At 69.2% G+C, this 25,919-nt stretch carries 25 protein-coding genes and 2 pseudogenes; 12 read left to right on the forward strand and 15 right to left on the reverse strand.

Annotation, left to right across the window (positions count from 1 at the left end; all coding sequences use genetic code 11):
* Positions 1-457 precede the first annotated feature (457 nt).
* The 3 genes from ACFV6X_RS33080 to ACFV6X_RS33090 form a co-directional block, all read right to left on the reverse strand.
* Positions 458-2,578 carry an MMPL family transporter gene (locus ACFV6X_RS33080; RefSeq protein WP_385389904.1) on the reverse strand — a complete coding sequence of 707 codons (2,121 nt, stop codon included), beginning with the start codon at positions 2,576-2,578 and terminating at the stop codon, positions 458-460.
* 189 nt (positions 2,579-2,767) lie between these two features.
* The gene (locus ACFV6X_RS33085) at positions 2,768-3,082 is read right to left on the reverse strand and encodes a hypothetical protein (protein WP_385389906.1); all 315 of its coding nucleotides are present in this window, start codon (positions 3,080-3,082) and stop codon (positions 2,768-2,770) included.
* Positions 3,079-3,450 carry an ArsR/SmtB family transcription factor gene (locus tag ACFV6X_RS33090; RefSeq protein ID WP_385389907.1) on the reverse strand — a complete coding sequence of 124 codons (372 nt, stop codon included), beginning with the start codon at positions 3,448-3,450 and terminating at the stop codon, positions 3,079-3,081. The genes ACFV6X_RS33085 and ACFV6X_RS33090 overlap by 4 nt, the downstream gene beginning before the upstream one ends.
* Before the next feature lie 153 nt (positions 3,451-3,603).
* Here ACFV6X_RS33090 and ACFV6X_RS33095 point away from each other — a divergent pair, with 153 nt between their 5' ends.
* Entirely contained in the window at positions 3,604-3,882 is a 279-nt protein-coding gene (locus tag ACFV6X_RS33095) for a hypothetical protein (protein WP_385389909.1), read from the forward strand.
* Positions 3,879-4,202 carry a hypothetical protein gene (locus tag ACFV6X_RS33100; RefSeq protein ID WP_385389910.1) on the forward strand — a complete coding sequence of 108 codons (324 nt, stop codon included), beginning with the start codon at positions 3,879-3,881 and terminating at the stop codon, positions 4,200-4,202. The genes ACFV6X_RS33095 and ACFV6X_RS33100 overlap by 4 nt, the downstream gene beginning before the upstream one ends.
* Positions 4,203-4,340: 138 nt before the next feature.
* Here the strand turns inward: ACFV6X_RS33100 and ACFV6X_RS33105 are convergent, their stop codons facing one another.
* A complete protein-coding gene (locus ACFV6X_RS33105) occupies positions 4,341-4,916 on the reverse strand; it encodes a TerD family protein (RefSeq protein ID WP_385389912.1) in 576 nt (191 codons plus the stop codon).
* Between the two features lie 164 nt (positions 4,917-5,080).
* Here ACFV6X_RS33105 and ACFV6X_RS33110 point away from each other — a divergent pair, with 164 nt between their 5' ends.
* On the forward strand, positions 5,081-5,467 hold the full coding sequence (locus tag ACFV6X_RS33110; RefSeq protein WP_385389913.1) for a BlaI/MecI/CopY family transcriptional regulator: 387 nt from the start codon (positions 5,081-5,083) through the stop codon (positions 5,465-5,467).
* Between the two features lie 6 nt (positions 5,468-5,473).
* Entirely contained in the window at positions 5,474-6,406 is a 933-nt protein-coding gene (locus ACFV6X_RS33115; protein ID WP_385389915.1) for a M56 family metallopeptidase, read from the forward strand.
* 51 nt (positions 6,407-6,457) lie between these two features.
* Here ACFV6X_RS33115 and ACFV6X_RS33120 read toward each other — a convergent pair whose 3' ends face one another.
* The gene (locus tag ACFV6X_RS33120; RefSeq protein ID WP_385389917.1) at positions 6,458-6,913 is read right to left on the reverse strand and encodes a tellurite resistance TerB family protein; all 456 of its coding nucleotides are present in this window, start codon (positions 6,911-6,913) and stop codon (positions 6,458-6,460) included.
* A gap of 92 nt (positions 6,914-7,005) precedes the next feature.
* Positions 7,006-7,944: a sporulation protein gene (locus ACFV6X_RS33125; RefSeq protein WP_385389919.1), complete on the reverse strand. Its 939-nt coding sequence runs from the start codon at positions 7,942-7,944 to the stop codon at positions 7,006-7,008.
* A 219-nt stretch (positions 7,945-8,163) separates the two neighbouring features.
* Between ACFV6X_RS33125 and ACFV6X_RS33130 the strand changes: the two genes are divergently transcribed.
* The 5 genes and pseudogenes from ACFV6X_RS33130 to ACFV6X_RS33150 form a co-directional block, all read left to right on the forward strand.
* Positions 8,164-9,501, forward strand: a complete 1,338-nt coding sequence (locus ACFV6X_RS33130; protein ID WP_385389921.1) for a hemolysin family protein — start codon at positions 8,164-8,166, stop codon at positions 9,499-9,501.
* Entirely contained in the window at positions 9,498-10,520 is a 1,023-nt protein-coding gene (locus ACFV6X_RS33135; RefSeq protein WP_385389923.1) for a hemolysin family protein, read from the forward strand. Before ACFV6X_RS33130 ends, ACFV6X_RS33135 begins: the two co-directional genes overlap by 4 nt.
* Positions 10,521-10,658: 138 nt before the next feature.
* Positions 10,659-12,002, forward strand: coding sequence for a hemolysin family protein (locus ACFV6X_RS33140; RefSeq protein ID WP_385389925.1), 1,344 nt, complete (start codon positions 10,659-10,661; stop codon positions 12,000-12,002).
* On the forward strand, positions 11,999-13,018 hold the full coding sequence (locus tag ACFV6X_RS33145) for a hemolysin family protein (protein ID WP_385389926.1): 1,020 nt from the start codon (positions 11,999-12,001) through the stop codon (positions 13,016-13,018). The genes ACFV6X_RS33140 and ACFV6X_RS33145 overlap by 4 nt, the downstream gene beginning before the upstream one ends.
* A gap of 63 nt (positions 13,019-13,081) precedes the next feature.
* Positions 13,082-13,543 (forward strand): annotated as a pseudogene (locus ACFV6X_RS33150) (restriction endonuclease); the annotation flags it as partial.
* A 1,644-nt stretch (positions 13,544-15,187) separates the two neighbouring features.
* Here ACFV6X_RS33150 and ACFV6X_RS33155 read toward each other — a convergent pair.
* The 5 genes from ACFV6X_RS33155 to ACFV6X_RS33175 form a co-directional block, all read right to left on the reverse strand.
* A complete protein-coding gene (locus ACFV6X_RS33155; RefSeq protein WP_385389928.1) occupies positions 15,188-15,643 on the reverse strand; it encodes a VOC family protein in 456 nt (151 codons plus the stop codon).
* Between the two features lie 645 nt (positions 15,644-16,288).
* Positions 16,289-16,471 (reverse strand): hypothetical protein, encoded by a 183-nt coding sequence (locus ACFV6X_RS33160; protein ID WP_385389929.1) that lies wholly within the window; start codon positions 16,469-16,471, stop codon positions 16,289-16,291.
* A gap of 21 nt (positions 16,472-16,492) precedes the next feature.
* Positions 16,493-16,852: a hypothetical protein gene (locus ACFV6X_RS33165; RefSeq protein WP_385389931.1), complete on the reverse strand. Its 360-nt coding sequence runs from the start codon at positions 16,850-16,852 to the stop codon at positions 16,493-16,495.
* A gap of 775 nt (positions 16,853-17,627) precedes the next feature.
* Positions 17,628-18,668, reverse strand: coding sequence for a peptidoglycan-binding protein (locus ACFV6X_RS33170; RefSeq protein WP_385389932.1), 1,041 nt, complete (start codon positions 18,666-18,668; stop codon positions 17,628-17,630).
* Positions 18,669-19,176: 508 nt separating this feature from the next.
* On the reverse strand, positions 19,177-20,379 hold the full coding sequence (locus ACFV6X_RS33175) for a serine/threonine-protein kinase (protein WP_385389934.1): 1,203 nt from the start codon (positions 20,377-20,379) through the stop codon (positions 19,177-19,179).
* Positions 20,380-20,665: 286 nt separating this feature from the next.
* Between ACFV6X_RS33175 and ACFV6X_RS33180 the strand changes: the two genes are divergently transcribed.
* Positions 20,666-21,268: a hypothetical protein gene (locus ACFV6X_RS33180; protein ID WP_385389936.1), complete on the forward strand. Its 603-nt coding sequence runs from the start codon at positions 20,666-20,668 to the stop codon at positions 21,266-21,268.
* A gap of 116 nt (positions 21,269-21,384) precedes the next feature.
* Here ACFV6X_RS33180 and ACFV6X_RS33185 read toward each other — a convergent pair whose 3' ends face one another.
* From ACFV6X_RS33185 to ACFV6X_RS33200, 4 genes and pseudogenes are all read right to left on the reverse strand, one after another.
* Positions 21,385-22,569, reverse strand: a complete 1,185-nt coding sequence (locus ACFV6X_RS33185) for a cytochrome P450 (protein ID WP_385389938.1) — start codon at positions 22,567-22,569, stop codon at positions 21,385-21,387.
* Between the two features lie 43 nt (positions 22,570-22,612).
* Positions 22,613-23,968, reverse strand: coding sequence for an NAD(P)/FAD-dependent oxidoreductase (locus ACFV6X_RS33190; RefSeq protein WP_385389940.1), 1,356 nt, complete (start codon positions 23,966-23,968; stop codon positions 22,613-22,615).
* Positions 23,961-24,167, reverse strand: coding sequence for a ferredoxin (locus tag ACFV6X_RS33195; protein ID WP_385389941.1), 207 nt, complete (start codon positions 24,165-24,167; stop codon positions 23,961-23,963). Before ACFV6X_RS33195 ends, ACFV6X_RS33190 begins: the two co-directional genes overlap by 8 nt.
* Before the next feature lie 121 nt (positions 24,168-24,288).
* Positions 24,289-24,501, reverse strand: a pseudogene (locus ACFV6X_RS33200) (glycoside hydrolase family 15 protein); the annotation flags it as partial.
* A gap of 457 nt (positions 24,502-24,958) precedes the next feature.
* On the opposite strand from ACFV6X_RS33200, the gene ACFV6X_RS33205 reads away from it, so the two are divergent.
* Entirely contained in the window at positions 24,959-25,408 is a 450-nt protein-coding gene (locus tag ACFV6X_RS33205) for an RHS repeat-associated core domain-containing protein (RefSeq protein WP_385389942.1), read from the forward strand.
* A 106-nt stretch (positions 25,409-25,514) separates the two neighbouring features.
* Entirely contained in the window at positions 25,515-25,715 is a 201-nt protein-coding gene (locus ACFV6X_RS33210; RefSeq protein ID WP_385389943.1) for a hypothetical protein, read from the forward strand.
* Positions 25,716-25,919: the final 204 nt, after the last annotated feature.

A 25,919-nucleotide genomic window follows, 5' to 3' on the forward strand; every position in this document is an offset into this window, starting at 1 on the left:
GGGCAGCCATGCTTCCGCTTCGGATTGGCGTGCCGCTTGAAGCTGACACGACACGATACGCACGCGTAGTGCTGCTTGTAGGAAGCCATGGCATAGACGCACACCAGGCGACCCTGCTGAGCCGGCCCTTGAACGGCCACTCCTTTCCACCACTCGCCCCTCTGGCTACCAATGACAACTGACCATAAGAAACGGTGCCTTAGGCGCGTTCAGGCGCCATTCGGGACACATCGCTGGGTGCACATCTGGGGCGCCTGCACGTGAGCCTGGGCCGGGCCTGCGGTCGGGGGCTGCTGCCGGGTGTGCCCGAGACGATCTGGGCGGAGGTCACGCTGGCGCTGTGGCGAACGCCGTCCGCCTCGTCCTCCCGTTCCGCTCTGGCCGGCTGGCCGGCGTTTGCTCTGGCTCGTCGACGTCGACGCGGGTGAGAGGGAACCCGCGCCGACGTCGTCCGGTGTCAGGCCGGTTCGTGTGTCCGGTCCTGTGCGGAAGGTGAAGTGGCGCTGCCCGCAGCCTCTCGATCGAGGGCGGCCAGGTGGCGGAAGAGCTTGCCCGGCCACCAGAACCAGCGGCCCAAGTCCAGGGCCAGGGCCGGGACCAGGACCGTGCGGACGAGGAAGGTGTCCAACAGGACACCGATGCCGACGAGGACGCCCATCTGGGCCATGGTGACCAGCGGCAGACCGGCGAAGACCGCGAAAGTGGCGGCGAGGACGATGCCCGCGGAGGTGATGACGCCTCCGGTGCTGGTCAGACCTTCCAGGACGCCACGCATGTGACCGAGGCCGGCGGCTTCCTCCTTCACGCGGTGCATGAGGAAGATGTTGTAGTCGATGCCGAGAGCGACCAGGAAGACGAAGCCGAGCAGCGGGATCGACCAGTCCACGCCGGCGAAGCCCAGGACGTGCTCGAAGAGCAGGTTCGAGGCGCCCAGGGCCGCGAAGTACGACAACACCACGGTGGCCAGGAGCAGGAGCGGGGCTACGAGGGCCCGTAGCAGCCAGATCAGGACGCCGAGGACGACCAGGAGCACGATCGGGATGACCGTGGTCAGGTCGCGGTCGGCGGCCCGCTGGGTGTCGAGGGTCTGTGCGGTGGTGCCGCCGACCAGGGCATCCGCGTCCTCGACCTGGTGCACGGCGTGGCGGAGTTCGTCGATCGTGTCCTTGGCGGCCTGACTGTCCGGGGCGTCCTGCAACACCACGGAGAGGGTGGTGAGTTCGCCGTCCGGGGTGCGGTCACCGCCGTCCTCGATGCGTGCCACGCCCTCGACCGCGGCTGCGGCCGTACGGACCTCCGCGGCCTGGTCGGTGCTGGTGATGATCTCCGCGGGGTCTGAGGCGCCCGACGGATAGTGCGCCGAGATCCGCTCCTGGGCGACGACCGACTCGGGCTTGTCCTGGAACATCTCGGCCTGCGTGAGGCCCATGCTGATGCCTGCCGCGCTGAGGGCGAGGACGCCGGTGACGGCGACGGACATCATCCACGACCAGCGCGGGCGGCGGGCGACGGCCGTTCCGATGCGGGACCAGACGGTGCGGGGCTTGCGGGCCGGCGTGCCGTGGTGCGGTACGGACGGCCAGAACACCCACCGGCCCGTGATGACGAGCAGCGCCGGAAGCACCGTGACCATCGCGAGGAAGCCGCAGACGACTCCGACCGCGCCGACCAGTCCCAGCGAGCGCGAGGAGTCGATGTCGGCGAAGGCGAGGCAGGCCAGGCCGACGGCGATGGTGCCGGCCGAGGCGAGGATCGCCGGGCCGGAGCGGCCGAGCGCGATGCGCATCGCCTCGTGGCGGTCGGCGTGGCGGTGCAGTTCCTCGCGGTAGCGGGCGATGAGCAGCAGCGCGTAGTCGGTGCCGACGCCGAAGACGAGCACCATCAGCACGCCCGCGCTCTGCGGATTGACGGGCAGTCCGGCGTGCTTGGCCAGCAGGTAGGCGGTGACCTGGGTGAGGACGGCCGCGAAGCCGACGGAGAGCAGGGGGAGGAGCCAGAGGATCGGGCTGCGGTAGGTGATCAGCAGCAGGAAGGCCACGACCAGGGCGGTGGCGATGAGCAGCGTCGAGTCGAGGCCGTCGAAGACCGCGACCTGGTCGGTGAGGGATCCGGCCGGTCCGCCGACCTCGACGTCCACGCCCGGCGGGGCGTTCGCTCCGGCGATCTCGCGCAGTTTGTCGATCGTGTCGGTGATCTCGTCCTCGCTGTCCAGCGGGACGACGGTCATCAGGGCCTCGCCGTCCTCGGACGGGATCGGCTGCGAGACCTCCTCGCCCGCCGGGAGGAACTGCGCGAAGGCGTTCTGGTCGGCGGCGGCCTTCGCGTCCGCGCCGTCGCCGGTGTAGACGACGACGGCGGGCATCACCGTGTCCGTACGGAACTTCTCCAGCTCGGTGTTGACCCGCGCGGACTCGGCGCCGCGCGGCAGGAATGCGTTGGCACTGGAGTCCTCGACGTCGCCGAGCTTTCCGGCGAGCGGGCCGAGTGCGACGGCCACGATCAGCCAGGCCGCCAGGACCAGCCATTTGCCGCGCCGCCCTCCGGGCGCACGGGTGACGCGCTTGAGCAGCGCACGCATGAGTAGTCTCCTTCGTGGGAGCGCGCCGCCAGCAGCCGCGTACGGCGACCGGCACAGGGCGCACGGGACCGGCACCACGGCGTATGAGGTGTGACGACCTGCCGTGGCGTACGGGATGGGTGTGTCCGGGGGTGTGCTTCTCGGTACGGCCGGGAGTTGGCGCTCCCGGCCGTACACCTACGCCAGCTGCTATTCGATCTCGCGCATCATCTTCTCCATCGAGCCGACCGCCAGCCGGGTCTGCGTCAGCTCGTCCAGGGTCTGCCGCTGTTCCTCGACGGTACGGCGCTGCAACTCCACGGTGTCCTCGAGGAGTTGCGCGTACTTCGCCGCAAGCTCCTTGTACTGCTCCTCGCGCGCGGCCAGCATCCGGGCCCGCCAGGTCGCGGCGAGCTGCCAGACGATCACGATGAGCAGGGCGAAGACCCCGGCCGCACCGACAGCGCCGACCAGTGCCTCCACCTCGGATCCGTCGGCGGCGAGCGTCACCAAATCCTCATTCACTTCGCTTCCTCTTTCGCGGTCCGGTCAGCGGTCTCGGTGATCGTCGCGGCCGCCCGTGCGATGACGGCGGGTGTCAACTCATAGAAGAACGGGGCGACTTCGAAGTACTTCATCGCTTTGCCGTCCTCCGCGAGTTCGAGCGTGCCGACGACCAGGCCGGCGGCCTCGAGCCGCTGCAGGTGCATGTGCAGCAGCGGGCGGCCCATGCCGATCTCGCGGGCCAGCGCGCTGACGTAGTTCCGGCTCTCCATCAGCGCCGCGACGATCCGCATGCGGTGCGGATTACCGAGCGCGGAGAGCACCTTCAGCAGCTCGTCGCCCGTCCGTGCCGGAGGCGGTACGCCGTCCTCGTCAGCGACCTCGGGCATCGCGGCCCCCTTTCCGTCGCACCTGTCAGAAAAGGCTGACAGCTGCTGCGGACACCTGTCAAAGGTTCCTGACACGTCTCGGGGGGAGATGGGGGACGCCTCAGGGTCGGTTCGGGGATGCGTGCGGGTACTCCCGCTGTCATATGCGCCCACTTGATCGAGACCGACTCCCGTGCCCATACGCTCGTCCGCTCCCCGGAGCCGGAGAAACTGCGCGAAATGCTGCAGGCCCAGGGCGCGACCGTACGCCTGGAAGCCCGGGGCGGCTGGCGCGTGGACGGCCGCGACGCGGCCATGATCGGCGACCTGGCCCGCAACCACGGCCTCGCCCTCAACGGACTCACCCCCACCCACACCTCGTTGGAGGAGGTCTATACGGCTCTGTCCCAGGACTCAGCCGAGTACCGGACACGGCAGGAGACCGTCCGATGACGGCTCTCATCGATGCCCGGGCCGGGTTCCACCAGGCCCCCTCCGACGCCCAGCGCTGGGTCGCCGGCATCTCGCCCACCGCCGCCCTGCAGGAACTCACGCAGACCTCGGACGCCACCGCGGAGACGGTCGGCGGTCTGGGCCCCTGGCCGTCCCTGCTGCTCGTCACGGCCTGCACGGGAGCACTGCTCCTGCTCGCGGCCCGGAACGCTGCGCAGGCGAGAGACATGACGGCAGCGCACGTAAACACCCTTGGACGAAAGGAGATGTCGCCATGCCGTGGAGCCCCGCACGCTTACGCCTGCTCCTCGCCCTCGTGATCGCGGACCTCGTACTGCTGGGCGTGGTTTCAGCTTCCGGCGCCGAAGCAATCACACCACACGACGCTCGAGTCGCCACCGAGGAGAAGGCGGGCGACCACCTGGTCACTCAGCCCGAACATGTGGACCTTTCCCGCCTCAGACGCCGACGCCGAAGTCGGAAGCGATGCCCGCGAGGCCCGAGGCGTACCCCTGGCCGACCGCGCGGAACTTCCACTCTGCACCGTTGCGGTACAGCTCCCCGAAGACCATCGCGGTCTCGGTGGCCGCGTCCTCCGACAGGTCGTAGCGGGCGATCTCCGCGCCGCCGTCCTGGTTGACCACGCGGATGAAGGCGCCCCGGACCTGGCCGAAGCTCTGGCCGCGGTTCTCGGCGTCGTGGATGGAGACCGGGAAGACGATCCGGTCGACGTCGGCGGGTACGGCCGCGAGGTTCACCTTGACGACCTCGTCGTCGCCCTCGCCCTCACCGGTGAGGTTGTCGCCGGTGTGCTCGACGGAGCCGTCCGGGCTGGTGAGATTGTTGTAGAAGACGAAGTGCCGGTCGGAGAGGACCTTCCCGGAGGTGTCGAGCAACAGGGCGGACGCGTCCAGGTCGTAGTCGGTGCCCGTCGTGGTGCGCACGTCCCAGCCCAGGCCGACCAGTACCGCGGTCAGACCCGGTGCCTCCTTGCTGAGCGAGACGTTGCCGCCCTTGGACAGGGAAACACCCACTGTTTTCCTCCTGCTTGAGATTCGATCGAGCCTTCACCGCTGTAGAATCTACAGCACTGTAGAAATATTGGAAGGTGAGATCCGGACGCGAGAGCACCGCGTGGTCCCCGGTGTCCTTACGATGGACCGCTCGTGGCGTAGCGGCAGCGGAAGGGAGACAGGGCGTGACGGATCACCACCGTCCCCGGCGACGGGGGCAGGGCGAGCTGGAAGTGCAGGTCCTGACTGCCTTGCGGGAGGCTGACAGGCCCGCGACGGCGGGCTGGGTTCAGGAGAGGCTCGGCGGCGACCTCGCCTATACGACAGTGATCACGATTCTGACCCGGCTGCTGGCCAAGGGCGCGGTGACCCGGGAGCGCGACGGACGGTCGTTCGCCTGGACGCCGGCCTCGGACGAGGCCGGCCTGGCCGCACACAGGATGCGCAAGGTGCTGGACGCCGAGCAGGACCGGGAGGCGGTACTGGCCCACTTCGTCACCGGACTCGACCCCGAAGACGAACGGCTCCTGCGCGAATTGCTGGGTCAGCCGAAGGCCGAAGGGGAAGACTGAGGCCTCATGGGGGTGTTCGTCTTCCTGCCGCTTGTGCTGCCGCTCACGGCCTGGCCGATCGCGCGGCTGGCCGAGCACCATCTGCATCCGCGCATCGCCACCCGCCTGCTCACCGGCGTGGCCGGCGTGATGGCCCTGTGCAGCACGGTGTGCCTCGGGCTGCTGATGGTGGTCGGCACCGCCCAGCTCCCCGGCAACCCGCTGCCGGACGGCTGGTCGGACCCGGAGGTGCGTGAGGCCGTTCCGTACGACGAGGTGGCGGGCAAAGCAGCCATCCCCGCACTGCTGGTCGTGGCCGTGGTGTGCGGCCGGACGCTGTGGCGGCACAGCCGGGTACGCCGCCGCGCCCACCGAGCCCTGGCAGGACTGCCCAGTACAGAGGTCGCGGTGCTGCCCGACGACGTGCCGTACGCGTACGCCCTGCCCGGCGGCACCCGTGATCGAATCGTGGTGACCACGGCGTTGCTCTCCGGCCTCCAACCCGCCGAGCGGCGCGCCCTGTTCGCCCATGAGCGGGCCCACCTCGCCGCCCGTCACCACAGGTTTCTGCTCGCTGTGCAGCTGGCGGCGCGCGCCAATCCCTTCCTGCGCCCGTTGAGCACGGCCGTGACGTACACGACCGAGCGATGGGCGGACGAAGAGGCGGCCCGCGCAGTCGGCGACCGCCGCGTCGCGGCGCGGGCGATCGGCAAGGCGGCTCTCGTCTCCCGGGGCACGCCCGTCCCGACGCTCGCCGGCTTCGCCGCCCCGGGACCGGTGCCGCGCCGGGTGGCGGCCCTGCTGGGTCCCGCGCCGGCAACGCGCACCTGGCCTTCGGTCTTCACCGCGGTGGGCATGGCCGCGTGGACGGCCGCCGCGGGTACGGCCGTATCCGCACTGTCGTCCGCCAACTCCGCGGTGACCATGGCCGTCATCCTGCACGCGGCGACACCGCTCTGACCCCTGTCCGGGGCAGAGCAGTGTCGCCCGCGCTCAGTGTGTTGAGAGGTCTCAGAGGTCGAACTCGTGCGGCGGCAGGTCCAGCGCGAAGCATGCCTCGCGGACCACGGCCTGCTCGGTCTTGTCGAAGTCGCCGTCGGCACCGCCGATCACGATGCCGATCTGGATGACCGCCCGCGCCTCGGCGGGCTTCTTCTTCGCCTTGGCGATCTCCTGCAGCACGCTCACCTTGCCGAAGGCGAAGTCGGCGGTCAGCTTGTTGAGGTTCTCCTCGAAGCGCCGCTGCAGATCCGTGGCATCGAAGTTCTGCAGCACCTCGTTGGTGGCGATCAACTGGGCCACCCGCTGCCTCTCGGAGGGGTCGATGGTGCCGTCGGCGGCGGCGACCAGGGCGCACATCGCCATGCTCGCGTCGCGGAAGGCACCGCTCTTGAGGTCGTTCTTCTTCGCCGTCAGCTGGGTCTGCATCGTCGATGCGGACTCCTTGATGCGGTCCCACAGGGCCATGAGAACTCCGTACGTGTCAGGAGGTGTGCCCGGACCGGCGCGGCCCGGGCAGCCGCAATCCTCTACAGCAATGTAGAAGCTATCAGCAGCGGTTACTCCTCTTCTTCGTCGCCCTCGAAGAAGTCGCCGACCCCGTCCACGACTTCGGCCGCGACCATGCCGCCGACGACACCGACCGCCAGCCCGGCCGCGCCCGCCGCGACGGCGGTGCCCATGCCGGGGCGGTGGCCTTCATGTCCGTGCGAGGCGTGTGAGCCGTACGACGTCCGGTGCTCGACCAGCTGCCGGATCCACCCGTCGACCTCGGTGTTCCAGTCCCGGGAGTCGTGATGGCCGACCGCGAACCGGGTAACCACGTCGCGCCCCTCGGAGAAGAGGCCCCCGCGCTTGTCCGCCTCCAGGACCACCTCCATGCCGCCCGGCGAGGCGAGGAAGGTCAGCTCGACCTCGTTGACCTGGTGCGCGTACTGCGGGGCGGGTGCGAGCTCGATCTCCTGGAAGAAGGGCAGCTGCTGCCCGGTGCCGCCGATGCGGCCGTACTCCAGGTCGGCGGACCGGAAGCCGAACCCCAGCTGCCCGAGAGCCTCCAGGATCGCCTCCTGCACGGGCAGCGGGCCCACGGTCAGCTGGTCGAGGTCACCTTTGTCCTTCGCGCCGGCCACCGCCAGCTCGGTGCGCACCCCGAGCACGACGCCCAGCGGCTGGCCGTACAGCTCGGTGATCGGCGTCTCCCACGGCAGCGTCACGCTGAAGAGCACGCCGCGCTCCTCGCCCGCCGAGAGCCGGAAGCCCCCGCCGACCACGAAGCGGTCGAAGACGACGACCCCCTCGCTCTCCCCGCCATCGTGCTCGGCCTCGACCCGCGCCACCAGCTCCAGAGTGATGTGCTCGATGTCGAAGTCGGCGTCACCGCCCTTGAGGCGGACCTCCCCCGACAGACCCCCGCCCGGCAGGGCTGGCCCCGGGTTCAGGACCGTGTCCACCGTGGGTCCGCCCACACCGAGCGAACCGAGCAGCCGTTTGAACACCATCGCGGCGTCCACTCCTTTACAAGCGATTGCATACGTCCGTCACGCGCGGAACATCCGGGAGGGCCCGCACGTTCTCTACAAGCGAGTAGAAGCATAGAGTGGCTTACATCCACCCGACGTACCGAAAAGGAGCCAGAGTCCCGCAATGGGTGAGCCTCCCAGTACCGACCGTGCCATGCCCCACCCAGGTCGCAGACGTGAGGGAACGGGGGTGGCACGGTGATCGAGGTCCTGCTGCTCCTGCTGGCCCTCCTTCTCACACTGGCCTGCGCACTCTTCGTCGCCGCCGAGTTCTCGCTGACCACCGTCGAGCGCAGTGACCTGGAGCGCTCCGCCGAGGCGGGCGAGCGCGGCGCCGAGGGCGCGCTGAAGGCCGTACGCCGCCTGACCGTCCAGCTGTCCGGCGCCCAGCTCGGCATCACCGTCACGTCGCTGCTGATCGGCATGCTCGCCGAGCCATCGCTCGCGGCGCTGCTGCGTGACCCACTGGAGGCAATCGGCCTCGGGGGCGCGGCATCCTCCGTAGCGACCGTGCTGGGCGTGGTCGTGTCCACCGTGGTGCTGATGGTGGTCGGCGAGTTGGTGCCCAAGAACTGGGCGATCTCCCGCCCGCTGACAGTCGCCAAGGTGGTGGCCGGCCCGCAGCGCGGCTTCACGGCTGCCTTCGGCCCGTTCATCAGGCACCTGAACAACACGGCGAACCGCTTCGTCCGCCGCTTCGGCCTGGAGCCCGCCGAGGAGCTGGCCCACGCCCGCGGCCCCGAGGAACTGGTCGCGCTCGCCGAGCACTCCGCCGCCGAGGGGACGTTGGAAGCGGACTCCGCCGAGCTGTTCGTACGCACCCTGCACCTCGGGGAGCTGACCGCCGAAAACGTGATGACCCCACGCGTCGACGTCAGGGCCCTGGAAGCGCACGCGACGGCCGCTGACGCCGCGAACCTCACCCACGCCACCGGCCTGTCCCGCTTCCCCGTCTACCGCGACAGCCTGGACGAGGTCATCGGCACCGTCCACATCCGCGACGTACTCGCCCTGCCGCCTGAGAAACGGCAGCTCACCCTCGTCACCGAGCTGGCCACCGCGCCCCTGCTGGTGCCCGACAGCCTCACCGCCGACCGGCTGCTGGAGCGGCTGCGCGCCACCCGCACCATGGCCGTGGTCATCGACGAGTACGGCGGCACGGCGGGCGTGGCGACGATGGAGGACATCGTCGAGGAGGTCGTCGGCGAGGTCCGTGACGAGCACGACCCCGTCGAGGTGCCGGACCTGCAGTCCGCACCGGCCGCAGCCGACGGCCGCGCGGCATGGGAGGCGGACGGCTCCGTCCGCCTCGACCAGCTCACCGCGATAGGGCTGACAGCGCCGGACGGCCCGTACGAGACCGTGGCCGGCCTGGTCGCCAACCGCCTCGCGCGCATCCCAGCCAAGGGCGACGTCCTGGACCTGGACGACGGCTGGCGCCTGGACGTCCTCGACGTCGAGCACCACCGCGCCGACCGCGTCCGCATCACCGAACCGGCCCGGGTACCGGCCCATGCTGGGGAGGAGTCCCGATGACCGTGCTGCAACTCGCGATCGGCGCGCTGACCCTGTTGACCAACGCCTTCTTCGTCGGCGCGGAGTTCGCCCTGATCTCCGTCCGGCGCAGCCAGATCGAGCCGCACGCCAAGGCCGGGAACACCCGGGCCAGGATGACGATGTGGGCGCTGCAGCACCTGTCCGCGATGATGGCCACCGCCCAGCTCGGCATCACCGTCTCCTCGCTGGTGCTGGGCGCGGTCGCGGAACCGGCCATCGCGCACCTGATGGAGCCCGCCTTCGAGGCGGCCCACATCCCGCACGGCCTGGTGCATCCGATCGCGTTCGTGATCGCGCTCACCGTGGCGACGTATCTGCACATGCTGATCGGCGAGATGGTGCCGAAGAACATCGCCCTGGCGGCACCGGTCCCGACCGCCCTGCTGCTCGGCCCGCCGCTCGTCGCCCTCACCCGCGCCCTGCGCCCGGTGGTCTTCGGCATCAACGCCTTCGCCAACGCCCTGCTGAAGCTGCTGCGGGTCGAACCGAAGAACGAGGTCGCGTCGGTCTTCACCGACGACCAGCTGGCCCGTATGGTCGTCGACTCCAGCGAGGCCGGGCTGCTGTCGCCGGCCGACGGGGAGCGGCTGCGCGACGCCCTGGAGCTGGGCACCCGCCCGGTGGGTGAGATCCTCGTCCCCGTGCCGCGGATGCGCACGGTCGGCCACACGGTCACTCCGGACGAGCTGGAGCGGGTCGCGGCACAGGCGGGATTCTCCCGCTTCCCGGTGACCGGACCGAACGGCGGCGTGCTGGGTTACCTGCACATCAAGGACACCCTCGGCGTCACCGACCGCGACCGCCCGTTCCCGCGCGAGGCGCTGCACCGGGTCACCCGGGTCCGCATCGACACCCCGCTGGACGACACCCTCACCGCCCTGCGCGCACACGGCAGCCACCTGGCCGCGGTGACCGGCGCGACCGGAGCGGTCCTCGGCTTCGTGACCATGGAGGACGTCCTGTCGGAGCTGGTCGGCCCGGCACGTGCGACCGCCTGAACACCGGCCGTGGCGTACGGCGGTCGAGAACGCCGCTGAAGCCACAATCGTTCACACACCGCACGTCAACTCGAGGAGCAAGCCCTTGTCCGCCAGACCGACGGACTCCCCGCGGCGCGACCCGCGATCGATGCGCCGATGAGCGCCGCGAACGCCCTGCTCGGCCTGCTGGCCGTCTTCGTCCTCACCGCCGGCACCGGATACTTCGTCGCCCAGGAGTTCGCCTACGTCTCCGCAGACCGCCTCGCCCTCACCCGCGAGGCCGAGGCGGGCGACAAGAAGGCGGCCCGTGCGATGAAGGTACTGGAGCGGCTGTCCTTCATGCTGTCCGGCGCCCAGCTCGGCATCACCGTCACCGGCCTGGTCGTCGGCTTCATCGCCGAGCCGTCCGTCTCCGCACTCCTCAAGCCGGCCCTGACCGGCATCGGTATCCCTGAGGGGGCGGTGGGCGGCATCTCCGTCGTTCTCGCCTTCGTGCTCGCCACCGTCGTCCAGATGGTGCTGGGCGAACTGGCCCCGAAGAACCTCGCCATCGCCGTACCCGAGCGGCTGGCGAAGTCCTTGGCCGCCTCCACCCTCGCGTACCTGAAGGTCGTCGGTCCACTGGTACGGATCTTCGATGGCGCCGCCAACAGACTGCTGCGCAAGGTCGGCATCGAACCGGTCGAGGAACTGCACCACGGCGCCACCCTGGAGGAACTCGGTCACCTGATCGGCGAGTCCCACCAGCAGGGCGAACTGCCCAAGGACACCGCCGACCTGATCGACCACGCCCTGGAGTTCTCCGAGCGCACCCTGGACGAGGTGATGGTGCCCCGCGTCGACACCGTGTTCGTCCGCAAGGACGCCACCGCCGCCGAGGCCATCGAGCTGATCGCCAAGCACGGACACTCCACCTATCCCGTCCTCGGCGACCACCCGGACGACGTCCCGGGCGTCCTCGGCGTACGCGAACTGATGCGCCTGCCCGCCTCCGCCCTCACCTCCACCACCGCGGGCACCCTCGCCCGGCGCCCGCTGCTCCTGCCCGACACCCTCCCCCTGCCGGACGCGGTGACCCGCATGCGCGAGCAGGACGACGAGTTCGCGGTCGTCCTGGACGAGCACGGCGGCGTGGTCGGCATCGTCACCTACGAGGACATCGCCGAGGAACTCGTGGGCGACATCGCCGACGAGACCGACACCGTCACCGAACTCGCCGTCGCCGACGGGAACGGCTGGCTGGTGGACGCCGGCCGCCGCCTCGACGAGATCGCCGAGGCCACCGGCATCGAACTGCCCGAGGAGGAGGACTACGACACGGTGGCCGGCCTCATCGTGGACCGTCTCGGCCGCTTCCCGGCGATCGGCGACCGCGTGACGGTCGAGTTGGCCGACGGGGGTCGCGCGGTGATGGACGTACGCACCTTGAACCGGCATGTGCCCGAGCGCGTACGGCTTGAACGGCTTCCCCTCGAGGACAAGACGCAGGAGCAGGCATGAGTTTCCCGATGGCGCTCTTCGTCACCGTGCTGCTGCTGATCGGCAGCGGATTCTTCGTCGCGGCCGAGTTCGCGCTGGTCGCCGCCAAGCGACACCGCATGGAGAAGGCCGCGGCGCTGGGGCAACGCGGCGCCAAGGCGGCCCTGGCCGGCATGCGCGAACTGTCCCTGATGCTGGCCGGCGCCCAACTCGGCATCACCGTATGCACCCTGGGCCTGGGCTCCGTCTCCAAGCCCGCGATCTCGCACGAACTCGACCCACTGCTGCACGACCTGGGCCTGCCCAGCGCACTCAGCTACGGCGTCGCATTCGCCGTCGCCATGATCATTGTGGTGTTCCTGCACATGGTGATCGGCGAGATGGCCCCCAAGTCGTGGGCCATCGCCCACCCCGAACGCTCGGCCATGCTGCTCTCCCCACTCTTCCGGGCTGCGGTCAGGGCAGTACGACCGCTGATCTCGCTCCTGAACAAGATGAGCAACGCCCTCGTACGAGTGTGCCGGGTCACCCCGCGCGACGAACTGGCCTCGGTGCACAACCGCGAGCAGCTCACCCACCTCGTCGAAGAGTCCGAGCGACTCGGCCTGATCAGCGAGACCGACTCGGACCTGATCACCCGCTCGCTGACAGAGCCGGAGACCCCCGTGGGCGCCTTCCAGGTGCCGGCGGCGGAGATCACCTCGGTGGACGGCGCGGCCGGCATCGACGACATCCTGCGCGTGGCCACCGAGAGCGACCGCACCCGCCTCCTCGTCCGGGACAACGGCGCCGTCCTCGGCTCCGTCCACGCCCGCGACGCCCTGGTCGCCCGCGCCCAAGGCCGCAGCACCAGCGCCCGCGACCTCGCCCGGCCGGTGCCCGAACTGACCGCGGACACCACCGTCGCCGACGCGATCGACCTACTCCGCCGCAACCGAGCCTCGCTGGCGGTCGTCCGCGACGGAACCGGAGACATCACCGGCATGGTGACCCTCGACGACCTCCTCGCCCGCTACCTGCAACCGCACGCTGCCTGATCGCCGCTTCGTTCGATTGCGGCCTCGTCCGTCACCGACAGACCGTCGCTACGATCACTGGCCATGGACTGGCTCGAGCGGACCGCGAATCTGAGGCAGTGGACCAGAAAGCGGGACGCGCACGCCGCACAAGCCCCTACTGCTCCTGCTCCTGTATGCCCTCGGCCGGTTCCAGGAGGTCGCGGACAGCGAGCTGCGATACAGCGCGGTGGACGAGGACTTGCAGCGGCTGCTTGCCGAGTACGGCCCGCTCAACAGGACGACGCCTGCCTACCCTTTCCACCACCTGTCAGCGATGGCGTATGGGAAGTGCGTACCGACCGCGGACCCGGCAGTCCCGGCACTGGTCTGCGGGACCTTCGGGAGTCGGGAGCCACCGGACGACTCACGCCCGACCTCAGAACTGCCCTACGGCGCGAACAAGAACTGCTGCACCGGATAGCGCGCTCGCTGCTCGAATTGCCCCCCTCGCTCCACAGCGAGTTGAGCGAGGGCGTCGGCCTGAACCTGGAGCCAGCGGCGACCGGGGGCGGCCTGTTATGCCAGGCGCCGAGGAACAGCACCAAAGCCCCGCGTGTGCACCCACAAAAACACATCCAAGCCGACCGACAACGCCCGGGAGCCCCGGGCAGAACGAGGGGCGGAGACCCTTGTGTTCCCCTCTCTCCACGACGCCATGCCCACAGCGTGCCCGTAAGAGTGGACAACCACGGTCAACAGGAGTGCGTCCCGAGGGAGCGCACCACCATCGTCGAGCGCGTACCCGCAGTGCAGAGGCGGTTCAACCGCCCAAGCGCCGTCGCTTCCCAAGCTCAGAGCTTCAGCCGGATGCCTGGTGATCCGTCTCGGCCGTTCAGTGCGTTACTGATCTCTAGAAGGCGGCCTCCGGGCAGAGCGAAGGCGTTGCCGGGGTTTCGGTACGAATGACTGCCGTCGTTGATGCAGACGCCGTCTGCCAGCCTCCAATGAGCAGCAGCCCATTGGCCCTGGTTCTCAAGGAGCATGCTCGCCACGTCGGCGGGCGCGCTCCCCCGCCCCACCCCCACCTTGGCCCTGGGCACCCCGACCACGGAAACGACCACACCAGGTCGCAGCGTTGCGCACCGCGGGTGCGAAAGAGCAGGAGTGCGGGCGGAGTTGGTGCGTTCGGCCCCCCATCCCTGGGGGGCGCGCGCAGCAGGAGGGCGGCAACGACGAGGGGGAACCCGGCCTGGGACTATTTCCCCGCGAGTACGGGGAGCAGTGCACGCGAATCAACGCCCTCCGGGGCGGGTACGACTACAGGTCCGGCCGGTAGTCGACCTGGGCGTGAGAGCAACCCCCGCGGGTGCGGAGAACAGCGGCGCGGCTCGGCCTGGACGGCGCCGACGTTAGAACCGTCCCTGCGGGTGCGGGGACCAGGGCGAACTTGGGATCATCCCATCGGGTGCGAGGAGCAGTCCAGTCGCCAGTCGGCCACGCCAGGGGCGCGCTCGTATGACTTGTTCCGCCGCTGGCAGCGCAACGACACCTGGCATCGGATCTTCGCCGCCCTACAGGCCCGTGTGGACGCTGGGAGCCTGATCACCTGGGATGTCAACATCGACTCCACCGTATGCCGGGCCCACCAGCACACCGCGGGTGCAAGGAAATGGTGGATCTCCAGAGAAGAGCCACCCGGTGGGGTCGTTGTCGAGCAAGCCAACCACGCACGGACGTCGCGCGCCGGGCTGACCGCCGAACTGCACCCGGCTGTCGAGCAGCAACAGAAGCTGATCACGGCCGGGCAGCGCGGCGAGTCCCGCAGTTCTAGGCCATGAAGGAGCGGATCCGGGTGCCCCCGGCTCGGCCCGGGCCGACCACGCACCCGTCCCCGCCGAGTCCGCGCCGGCAAGGCATACGCGTTCCACAGGAAACGCGCCTGCCTGCGCCCACACGGGATCCTCTGCACCATCCTCGGCAAGGCTGAGCAGGCCGCCGACCGCACATGCGGGGCCCATGGTGGCAGGCCGCCGAAGTGCGACAAGGCCGAAGCAAGGGAAGGCATAGCCGTTGAGTGCGGCATCAACCGACTCAAGAGGCACCGTGCCGTCGCAACCCGATACGGCAAACTCGCGGTCGCTGCGAAGCAACTGTCCTCGTCGCAGCGATCAACGAGTGGCCGTGAGCAGCAGCGTGGCCCAACGATTCCTATAAAACGTCGAATTCGTTGCCTTCCGGGTCCTGCAGCAGGACGGCGTAATGCCCCTTGCCCGGCTCATCCGTGACCCGAAGCACGCTGGCGCCGGCTTTGATCAGTCTTTCCACCGTGGTGGTGACCCGCTGCGCGCGGACCGCCAGCGGGACGTCGCGCCCGCCGCCGACCTTCAGGTCCAGGTGTATCCGATTCTTGGCGGCTTTGGGTTCCGGAACCTGCTGGAACCACACCCGGGGCCCTCGTCCTGCGGGATCCACGATCGACTCCGGTATGTCGCCCGCCCCTGCCGGCAACTCTTCCTCGGGCACCCCCATGGCTGCCCAGTACTCCCGCCAGGTGGCATGGCCGCCCGGTGGAGGTTCCGGTACGTATCCCAGAGCCTCACTCCAGAACGCCACCAGCCTCTGCGGGTCGACACAGTCGATCGTCAGCTGCACCGTCATCTCCATGAGCAGAGCCTGACAGACACGTCTGACATTCATACCGGACCGACCCCGCAGACGAGAGAGACACCCCTTCGCCCGAATCTAGCCGTGGTTCTGCACTCGACGGATGCCGGGGCTGCCCGGGCTGCAGGCTGGCCGCCGCTCCATGACTGAGCAGGCGGCCGGATCGCGGAGCACATCCGAGTCGGCTGACTTCGCGGCGCCCAGATCATCGTGCGCGAAGTCGATCGACGCAGTCGCTGTCGGCGGCGTGCTTGAACGGCTCGTCCAGCGGGGGCTGCGGCGGGCGCGCTCGCCACCATAGGCCCGAAGAGACGATCCGAGGTCGGCGAGGGCCCGGCCGCCGCCTGCCCAGATTGCGCGGCCCGTGGCCCGTGGTTACCGAGCAGGCACAGTGGCTGATCCTGCGCCTCGGTGAACGTTCCAGGACCCGGCCGGGGACGGCTCGGATGGCACGGACAGTGGCGCCGACCTGACGGACCGGGCCCAGTGTAGTGACGGGCCCTCGTGCCCGGCCGCCGCCTCCAGGCGTGCGGTCGGGCCGGGGGCACCGCCGCTACGGCACAACCCTGTTTTCAAGCCCGTCGTTGGAACCACGGGGCACAGGGGGCACTTCCGTGGTTGGCTCCCTCCTACGCTGCCGTTGTCTCAGGACACCACGCGCAGGTGTGTCGGCCACCCGATCCGGTCCAGGAGCCGGAACATCTTCTTGATGTCGTCCGGGTTCAGCTTCACGCAGCCGTTAGACCTGTAGTCGCCGCTGCCATCCCAGCGACGGGACTCGCTGCGGCCCCGGCTCCCGTCGCGGTTCATCTCGGAGTGGATGAACATCTCAGTCCGGGTCAAGGTGCCCTAGGAGCACTTCATGTCCTGGAGGTAGACGGCGTAGCCCTTGATGAGCCTGCCGTTGTACGTGCGGGACTTGAGCTTGATCTTCCAGTTGCCGTCCGGCATCGGGCCCTTGGCGCGCACGCAGTCGTTGGTGATACCGAGGCCAGATCCGGCGATGTAGGTGGCCCACAGCTTCTTGCCCTGGTAGACGGAGAGCCGCGAGTTGGCGGGGGCGCCCTGGTTCTTGTCGAAGACCAGGGTGGTTGAAGTGGACGGCGCCTGCGCCGGCTTCTGTGCGGCAGCGGCCGGTGCCAGGGCCAATGTGGTCACCACGGCCCCCGCGAGCAGGGTGCCGAGCACAAGTCGTCCGTTGCTGTTCATGTGCTTTCCCTCGTTCCTCCCGCACGGTCGGTGTCCCGGCCGCGCATGTGTGGCCTCTGTGTGATTGGTGCGGTACGGGCGTGTGTCCATGACCGCTGCGGTCCGGATGCGAGCAGCCCCGGACCGCGGCGCTAACCGGGGCGGGCGGGATGGCCCGTCCGCCCGGGGGTGTGGTCAGGCGATGGCGAGGCGTACCTGAGCGGACTGTGTTCCTGCGAACGTGTAGGAGAACTGCTCCCAGGACGCCGGAGCTGCAGGCGGACTTCGTGGCGTAGTCGCCGTTGCCGGCGTTGATGCGGACCTTGGCGCACTTGCCGTCCGTGCGGGTGTCCTGCAGCCAGCCGGCCACCGTGACGTTGCCGCCCGAGCAGCTCAGGCGCCAGCTGGCCGCCGCCCCGTCGGTCACCGGGGATGCCGAGGACGGGCAGGTGGCCGCGCTGGCCGGGCTTGCGGCGCCGACGGCCAGCCCGCCGGCGAGGATGACGGCTGACACAGCGGACGTGAGGGTCTTACGGAAAGCGGACATGGGTGCCCCCTTCGGGCAGCGTGCTGACAGGAAGCGGACCGGGCGAGGAACCACGGTCATCCGCGACGGGGCGGGTGACCGGGAGTGCCGGCCGCAAAATCAGCATCGCCGGGGCAAGGGGGCGGGAAAAGCGATTGCGGCTGCTTGCACAGGCGCATCGATGCGCCGTGCATAGCAGGGCTATGACCTGCGGCTATGGGTCTGATGCAGGAAGGAATGCACGATGCGGCGGACGAGCGTGCCGCGCCCTCACGGTGACACGGAGGCCCTCTGGTAATCCGGTGCTTTGACAGGAGCGAGCTGTTTCACCAGCAGCACCAGCCAGGTGCCCTCATCGACTCGACCGGTCACGGGCAGGCCCCACGTGCGCTGGAAGTGCCTCACGTCTTGGGCGGTCTCCGCGGAGAACCTCCCCGTCACCGCTGTGCCGCCGAGCCCGACGTTGTTCAAAAGTTCCTGCACGGCCCGTACCTTGAGCGTTGCGGATCCCGGCCCGACCTCTTCCACCAGCTCCGGCCAGGTCTGATCGCCCGCCTTTCCGTCGGCCGGCAGGCCGACCTTGCGCTGAAAGTGCATCACGGCGTCCTGGGTGTCCTGCCTGAAGACGCCGTCGGTCCGCACCTTGTAGCCCTGCGCGTTCAGGAGGTACTGCAGGACACGGGCACGGGTGAACTGGTCCTGCTGGTCCACGCGCAGCAACGGCCACTTGTAGGGGGCCTCGCTCACGCCAACGGAACCGGTCGCACCAGTTGCGGCCTCGGCCGTGCGGTCCTCGGTGAAGAACCATGCGTGGACGGCCGCTCCGGCCATGAAGGCGGAAACAAGGGCCGCTGCGGCCAGGGCCGGTCCAAGCCACCGGGGACGGGGCCGAGCGGAGGGGCCGCGGCCGGTGGTGAGGGCGGGGGTGGCGTCGGGTGCGGGGGTTTCCGCGGATGTATCCGCGTCGGGCGTCGGCGCGGGGTGCTCCCCTGCATCGGTGGCCCGTTGGCGGCTGTTCTCGCGCATCGCGGCCCGGCACAGCTCCCGTGCCCGTTCGAGCTCCGTCGCCGGGGCGTGCAACTGGGCATGCAGAGCATCCACCACTCTCAAAGGAGCGGTCGACAGGTGCTTGGGATTCAGGTAGCGCGACAGGGTTGTCTGGTCGACCCCCAGCCTTGCCGCCAGCGCCTGCTGTGTCGGCCGGGTGCCGCCGGCCGGGCTTGCGGCTTCTTCCCACCAGCGGCGCAGCAGCTGCGCCAGCTGCACCCCCGCGCTGCGCTCCGCGTCCTGGCCGCCCGGCTCCTGGACCATGTACGTGTCCCCTCCCTGTACGAAGCATCTTGGGGCCTCTGCATCGCCTGCATAGCGGCATAACGGCAGGTCAGGTCGATGCATCTCGGTAAGCAGAATGCATGGGCCTCGGTTGCGCTGATCGTAGTGAAGTGATCACGGCGGATGGCGCCGCCGTGTGCGGGCCGTTGACGGTCCAGGCCTGGCTCCGGCAGGTCTGTGACCGTGCGGCTGAGCCGTCTCCGTCTTCAGGGGAGCCCACGCGGGAGCCGTCGTGGACAGCAGACGTTCACTCAGACGAGTGCACGGGACAGTGTCATGCCACATGGAGCATGCCGACGAAGCTACGACGCGATACGCGCCCACGCCTCCTCGACCCGGGCGGCCTGATGCGCGATGCTGGCGGCCGGTCCAGCGGACGTGACCCGAGCTCTCCAGACAGCGCCGCGACAAACGGCATCGCGACCCACTCGGGCCACGCGAGACCAGAGCCTCACGACCAGGTTGGATAGGACCCTCTGAATCTGAATCAATCGGAAGGAGGCCCGCCGCTATCCGAACTCGTGGTCCGCAGCGGTAGAAAGTGTTCGCGGACCAGGATCAGGTCGTCGATCCAGTCGTCCAGCTCCTCCTCGTCTCGCGTGGTCACCCTGCAGGAATGGGATGTGCCGTCGGCCAGGCGGACAGTCACGGTCAGTCCCATGCCACGACCTGATTCCGTGTAAGCGACGTCATGGACGCTGGACCAGGGGAAGTCGGCCTGGCGGCCGTTGAGGCCGAGGGAGATGCCCTCGACGTCGGCCACGACAGCGTTCTTGCGGTCCATGGCCAGGAACTGCGGGCTCTGTTCCACTGCGTCGACCGTGGGCGGCAGACTCGGCGGCCCAGACGGCTTCGGCGGTGCGGGTGGAAGTGCCGGGGAGGGGTCGACAAGCGTGCGCTCGTACTGCGCAGGCCGTCGCCAGGGAACAAGCGCGTCGAGCAGTTGCTCGGCTGTCGGGCGCTGCTGTGGAATCTTGGCCATACAGGCCGCCACGGTGTCGCGCAAAGCCTCGGGCAGAGCGGTGAGGTCTGGTTCGTGGTGGACGGAGCGGTACATCAGGCTCGCTGGTGTGCCGTCTCCGAAAGGGCTGCCGCCGGCAGCCGCCACGAGGACGGCGCCCAGGGCGAAGATGTCTGCTGCCGGTGACACCTGCAGTCCTTCGGCCTGCTCTGGCGCCAGGAAACCGGGTGTGCCGACGGCGACGCCCGTCATGGTCAGGCGTGAGCCCTCGACGGCGCGAGCGATGCCGAAGTCGACTACCCGGGGACCGTCTTCGGCCATGATGATGTTGCCGGGCTTCAGGTCTCGGTGGACCAGGCCGCACTTGTGGATGGCCTGCAGGGCCTCGGCCAGCGCCAGCCCCAGTTGTCTCAGCTTCTCTTCCGGCATTGGCCCCTGGGAGGCGAGGAGCTGGGCAAGGTTGAGGCCGGGGATGTAGGCGGTGGCCAGCCAGGGGGTAGGCGCTTCAGGGTCGGCGTCAACGACCGGTGCCGTGTGAAAACCACCCACCGCACGGGCAGCAGTGATCTCTGCCCGGAAGCGCTCCCGGAATCCGGCATCGCGCGCAAGCTCCGGTTTGGCTACCTTCACCGCCACCGGACGCCCGCCTCTGGAGCGGGCGAGGTAGACCGTGCCCATCCCGCCTTCACCGAGTACCCGTTCGATCGCATACGAGCCGATCCGCTCCAACACCCCTCCCCCGCAAGCGCTCTCACGCGCCACCTTAGAGCAGTCCCCCTCACACACGCTGACAGAGGCGCCACCGGCGGAGAAGCTGACGGGCCGACTGCTCGCGCACGATGCGCACCAACATCGCTTTCTCCCTGCTGCCCAGCAATACGCCACTGAGTGGGAGCCAGCGTTCGACGAGGCGTTCGACGGCGGCCGGCCGAGCGGCGCTGCCGCGTGATCCTCCGCGTCGACCGCGCCTGGCTGCTGGAAGGCGCGCACCAATACCTCTGGGGCCGACCCGGACGTGACCGACTACGGCGTCCTCGCGGCCGCGGTCGCCTGGCACGTCGACGAGGTCATGGACGTACCTGGGTACGCCGACCTTCACCACCGGGCCGCCGCGCTCATGCACCTCCGTATCCGGGTGCCCGCGCTGGAGTCCCGCAACGAACTGTTCGGAGCAGTCACCGCCGCGGCGTACCTGACGGCATCCGGCGCAACGGTCACCGTCACGCCGAAGGACGCCGTCGCGCCGCGCCCGCCACCCGGGTGCGTGACGGACGAGTTGACCGCGGCCGAGCGACACCCCGCTGCGCACCCAACCCACCAGACACGCGGTCGAGTGCGGGTAACGGCGGCCGATGAACGGCGCGACCCGTCGTGGCCAGGGAACCATCCGCGCGGATGGGGCCTGCGGCTGCGAGAGGAGACGAGTAGCGTGCGGGCCATACGCTTGCGCTGGGGCTGGATCGAGCCCGTGATGCCTGTGCCGTACGTACCGACCCTCGGCCCGCACCGTTCGGAAGAGCTCCTTCCAAAACTGTTGGAGGCCGTCGTGGCGACGGTTGGCTTCCGGCCAGTTCCTCGCGTACGACAAGGACCGCCGCTGGTCGGCCACGAAGGCTGAGCACGTCCTGGTCGACCAGGACGTCGAGGACCGCGGGGACACGCGACCTCCCCCGGTGGCCCCTTCCCGCCACAGCGTGAACAGGCTCTCCCGGCTGCTGTCCGCCGCCCGCGGCCTCAGAATCGGATCGGGAGGTGGCGGGGTCCGCGGAGCATGGCGTTCTGCCGGTAGGGAGGCGGGTCCTCGACCAGGTTTGCCGTGCCGAGGTGAGGGATCAGCGCGCCGAGCGCGGCGTGGGCCTCGACGCGGGCGAGGGATCCGCCGTAGCACAGGTGGATACCGCTGCCGAAGCCGAGGTGCTCGTTGTCCGGGCGGGTGGGGTCGAACCGGTCGGGATCATGGAACCGCCCGGGGTCGCGGTTTCCCGAGGCCAGGACCAGAACGACGGGTGTACCTCGGGCGATCGGTGTACCGGCCACGTCGATGTCGGCGAGCGGGATGCGCTCACGCATGTGTACCGGAGGTTCGTAGCGCAGCAGTTCCTCCACCGCTCGCGGCAGCAGGTCCGGTTCACGGCGCAGTCGGTCCAGGTGCGCGGGTTGGCGCAGCAGGGTGAGCACCCCGTTGGTGATCAGGTTGACGGTGGTCTCATGTCCGGCGATGAGAAGCAGCACGGCTGTTTCCGCGAGTTCCTCCTGGGTGAGGCGGCGGGCCGGGTCCGGCTCGTTGACGAAGGCGGAGAGCATGTCGTCGCTCGGGTTGCCGCGACGCTGCTCGGCGAGGTTCACCAGGTACCCGCCCATCTCGATCCGCGCCTGGTCGCCCGCCTTGTCCGTCTCGGTGGCCTCCTCGCCGGGCCTGACGTCGGCCGCCGCGACCAGAGCATCGGACCAGGCCCGGAACAGTGGCTCGTCCTCGTGGGGCACCCCGAGCAGGCGGCAGATCACGGTGACGGGCAGCGGGTAGGCGAAGTCGTCGACGATGTCGATCTGCCGACCCCCCTCGAAGGAACCCATCAGGTCCTTGGCGATCTCGTCGATCTCGCCGCGCATCGAGTCGACCCGGCCCGGGCTGTGCGGCGGGCCGAAGGGCCGCATGGCCAGGGTGCGCAGCCTGTGGTGCTCGGGGTCGTCGAGCCGCAGGAACGGCGGCTTGTGGGTCACCTCTCCGCCGGTGCGGGGGTCGACACTCATGCGCGGGTCATGGAGCAGCGCGGCGATCTCGTGGTAGGTCCCGACCAGACAGCTGCCGTCCGCCTGCCGCACCACGGGACCGGACTCGCGGAGTTCCGCGTACAGCGGGTAGGGGTTGGGGCGGCTGGCGTAGTCGGTGATCCGTGCCAGCAAAGTCTCGGAGTCCATGGTGGCTCCTCGTGGTTGTGCGGGACTCGCGTCAGTTCCCGGGCTACACCACCGTCAGCCGTCGATCGGGAAGGTAACCAGTGAGCGCGACGGTGGGGCCGTGCGACAGCCCTTTCGGATCCGGCACGTCGGAGGGAATCGGGACGTCGGCCGCGATCGCGCGGTCCTGGGCTCCGGGCGGGGGCGGGAACGGAGCCGCGGTCTCGATCAGGTGCCGGTAGTAGTCGAGCGACTTGGCCATGTCGACGGTGACCGCGGCGGTGACCCGCCCTTGGTAGCCGTAGACCATCGTCAGGCGGCGCGCCTCCAAGGAGCCCTGGGCGATGACCACGTAGTCGGAGTAGGTGGGCACGCCGACCGATTTGATGTTGAGCCCGAACTGGGTCGACCAGAACGAAGGGACGGCCAGGTGCGGGCGCTGAAGCGGCCCTGGGTTGACCATGTTGTGTGCCGCCACCTCGGCCTGCTCGACCGCGTTTCCCCAGTGCTCCAGGGAGAGCATCTGGTAGCCGAACAGCGGGTGCGGGAAGCGGGAGACGTCACCGGCCACGAAGACGTCGTCGGTGACGATTCCGTACATGTTGAATGCCCGGCAGCCGGCGTCGCAGGCGATCCCGCGGGGGCCCGCGGCCAGCCCGGACTCCGCCAGCCACTCGACGTTGCGGATGGCGCCCAGCGCCACGACGCAGACGTCGGCGTCGACGCGACTGCCGTCGGACAGCTCAGCACCGGTGATGCCGCCGTTTCCGCGCAGGGCGGTCACCGTCACTCCGGTGCGCAGATCCACACCGTGGTTGCGGTGCATGACGGCCGCGAGCTTGGACAGGGTGCCACCGAGCGCGCCCACCAGGGGTGCGGGGCCGCGTTCGGCGACCGTGACCTCCAGTCCCCGTTCCCGGCATGCCGAGGCGATCTCCGAGCCGGTGAAACCGGCGCCGATCACCAGCACCCGCTCCGGCCCCGCATGCAACCGCTCTGCCAGCCCCGCGGCATCCTCGCGGGTGCGCAGGGTGAACACCCCGTCCAGAGCGCCCTCCTCCGCGTTGGGCCAGGGCCGCGCCCGGGTTCCGGTGGCGATCAGCAGCCGGTCGTACGGCAGTGACTCGCCGTCCTCCAGCAGCACCTGTTTCGCGAGCAGGTCCACGCCGGCGGCCCGTACTCCCAGCCGCCAGTCGGCGTCCGGGTCTCGGCGCATCGGCAGCTCGGTGGTGTCCGCCGTCGCCTGACCGAGCAGCACCTGCTTGGACAGCGGCGGCCGGTCGTATGGCGGGTGGGGCTCGTCACCGACCAGGGTGAGTGAGCCGCTGAAGCCTTCCTCGCGCAGCGCCTCCGCGCCCCGCAGCCCGGCCAGTGACGCACCGACGATGACGATCCGGCCGCTTTTGAGGTCGTCAGGCACCACTGCTCACCTCTTCCCCCAGGAGGATGGCCTGGACCGGGCACGCCGCCGCGGCCTGGCGTACGCGCTCGACCTGGTCGTCGGGGACGGCGGTGGCGTACAGCAGCCCCTCCTCCCCGTGCAGCTCGAATACCTCCGGCGCGAGGAACACGCACTGCGCATAGCCCTGGCAGCGCGTGAGATCGACAACGGTCCGCATCCTCACCACTTCCTCCGTTGTCTCACCCCTCCTTCCAGCATGGGGGTAGATCCGAACCCCCGCACGGGCACGGCGGCGGGGACGGCGGACGTATGCGGCTCCCGTCACCGGAGGGCGGCGGTCAGCACACGACGCGGTCGATGTTAAGGGCGGCGCCGATGCGGGCGAGGTGGCTGAACGCCTGGGGAAAATTCCCCTGTTGTTGTCTGGTGAGGCTGATCCCCTCGGCGTACTGGCCGAGATGGTTGCCGTAGGTGAGCATCTTCTCGAAAACCAGGCAGACCTCGTCCAGGCGTCCGGCGCGGGTGAGGGCCTCGACGCACCAGAACGAGCAAGCCGCTGCGCAGGGCCATGCGGATGGCGCGTTTGATGGCCACCCGGCACCTCGGATGCAGTGGGTGGTCTCGACAGAACGTCGAGCTGTTCGGCGGGCCACGTCGACGAAGGTGGTGCGGCCTTCGGTCAGGGTTGATCGGTGTTCCTGCGGTCGCTGCTGACCGAGCGAGCTGCCCCTCGACACCTCGACACTTCCATACGGCGTATGGTAATTCTCAGAATGGGCGTTCCCTCCACCGCATGGAACGGTGAACCCGGGCACCCTCGTGTCTCACGTCACCTCCGCAGCAGCCGTCGGGTGCAGATCGCACCAACCGGGAAGGAACGACCACGAAGAATCTCACGAAGCGCAAGCGACTTGACCGCAACCAGCACCAAGACAGGCGACACCTTCCTGCAGTTGACCTCCGTCCACGGACGCGCTCCAGCTTCCGCTCGACACATCCAAGGCGCCTGTGGCGTTCGACAGCGACGAGTACGGCCGCAGCAGGGCGGAGCAGGAATCGACCCGCTACGGCTGGCTGGGCAACCACCAGCGTTCGTCCGAGACGGTCAGCTCCCTGATGCTCATGGGTGTTCGCCTCTACAATCCGGACACCGGCCGCTTCCTGTCCGTCGACCCGGTCTACGGCGGCAACGAGAACGCCTATGAGTACTGCGGCGGTGACCCCGTCGCCTGCATCGACACCACGGGAAAGCTAGGGGTGCGCTGGTGGAAGGCGTGGTGGTCTCCCAAGTACTTCATCAGGCTGGACCTGAACCGGTCGGAGACCCGTTGGATCGCATTCGGTACGGGCAGCGCCGCAGGTTCCTCAGCTGGGCCAAGGACATCAAGTGAATCCCGAAGATCTAGAAGCACGCGATCACCGCCGTGCGCGGGTACCTCTGGTACTTCACCGTGGTAGCCGGATACGCCGTAGCCCGTAAGTAGTGCACTTCGGTGATCTCCGGTGCCCTCAGACTGGGAGGCAACGTATTCATTCCCGTTCCGCCCACGATCTGGACGCGTCGATGCTGAACCAACGCCCCACCGGTACGACCAAGCGCCGCTTCGCGCCGGCCCTGGAGATAACTGCCGCCACGATCCTGGGGGCTCTAGCCATCGCCCTCGGCGTCCAGCAGGAGACCGCGCTCGCCGTGCTCATGGCCGTGGGCTGCGGTTCCTTCCTCATGGACGCAGCGCGACGTGTCCGTAGGACCGGCAGAAACTGACACCCGGTCCGACATGTCGCCCAGCCGAACTGGGCGACCGGCCCGGACACGTCAACGCTAAGGAAAGCGTTGGCTGACCTGGTCTTCCGGTGGTGCCCCCCCGGCACAGCGGCGGGGCCCCCCAAAACATAAGGGGGCCCAACGCCCGGCCACGCAAGAGGATGTTTGGGCTGTGTCTTTTAAAAAAAAAAAAACCCCCCAGAA

This window comes from Streptomyces sp. NPDC059861 (assembly GCF_042731435.1).
Taxonomy (GTDB): Bacteria; Actinomycetota; Actinomycetes; order Streptomycetales; family Streptomycetaceae; genus Streptomyces.

Excerpts from the sequence above, each read along its gene's own strand:
- ACFV6X_RS33080 (WP_385389904.1), bottom strand. The coding sequence starts at position 2,578 with ATGCGTGCGCTGCTCAAGCGCGTCACCCGTGCGCCCGGAGGGCGGCGC.
- ACFV6X_RS33090 (WP_385389907.1), bottom strand. The coding sequence starts at position 3,450 with ATGCCCGAGGTCGCTGACGAGGACGGCGTACCGCCTCCGGCACGGACG.
- ACFV6X_RS33100 (WP_385389910.1), top strand. The coding sequence starts at position 3,879 with ATGACGGCTCTCATCGATGCCCGGGCCGGGTTCCACCAGGCCCCCTCC.
- ACFV6X_RS33115 (WP_385389915.1), top strand. The coding sequence starts at position 5,474 with ATGGGGGTGTTCGTCTTCCTGCCGCTTGTGCTGCCGCTCACGGCCTGG.
- ACFV6X_RS33120 (WP_385389917.1), bottom strand. The coding sequence starts at position 6,913 with ATGGCCCTGTGGGACCGCATCAAGGAGTCCGCATCGACGATGCAGACC.
- ACFV6X_RS33125 (WP_385389919.1), bottom strand. The coding sequence starts at position 7,944 with ATGGTGTTCAAACGGCTGCTCGGTTCGCTCGGTGTGGGCGGACCCACG.
- ACFV6X_RS33135 (WP_385389923.1), top strand. The coding sequence starts at position 9,498 with ATGACCGTGCTGCAACTCGCGATCGGCGCGCTGACCCTGTTGACCAAC.
- ACFV6X_RS33140 (WP_385389925.1), top strand. The coding sequence starts at position 10,659 with ATGAGCGCCGCGAACGCCCTGCTCGGCCTGCTGGCCGTCTTCGTCCTC.
- ACFV6X_RS33145 (WP_385389926.1), top strand. The coding sequence starts at position 11,999 with ATGAGTTTCCCGATGGCGCTCTTCGTCACCGTGCTGCTGCTGATCGGC.
- ACFV6X_RS33155 (WP_385389928.1), bottom strand. The coding sequence starts at position 15,643 with ATGGAGATGACGGTGCAGCTGACGATCGACTGTGTCGACCCGCAGAGG.
- ACFV6X_RS33160 (WP_385389929.1), bottom strand. The coding sequence starts at position 16,471 with ATGTTCATCCACTCCGAGATGAACCGCGACGGGAGCCGGGGCCGCAGC.
- ACFV6X_RS33165 (WP_385389931.1), bottom strand. The coding sequence starts at position 16,852 with ATGAACAGCAACGGACGACTTGTGCTCGGCACCCTGCTCGCGGGGGCC.
- ACFV6X_RS33170 (WP_385389932.1), bottom strand. The coding sequence starts at position 18,668 with ATGGTCCAGGAGCCGGGCGGCCAGGACGCGGAGCGCAGCGCGGGGGTG.
- ACFV6X_RS33185 (WP_385389938.1), bottom strand. The coding sequence starts at position 22,569 with ATGGACTCCGAGACTTTGCTGGCACGGATCACCGACTACGCCAGCCGC.
- ACFV6X_RS33195 (WP_385389941.1), bottom strand. The coding sequence starts at position 24,167 with ATGCGGACCGTTGTCGATCTCACGCGCTGCCAGGGCTATGCGCAGTGC.
- ACFV6X_RS33210 (WP_385389943.1), top strand. The coding sequence starts at position 25,515 with ATGCTGAACCAACGCCCCACCGGTACGACCAAGCGCCGCTTCGCGCCG.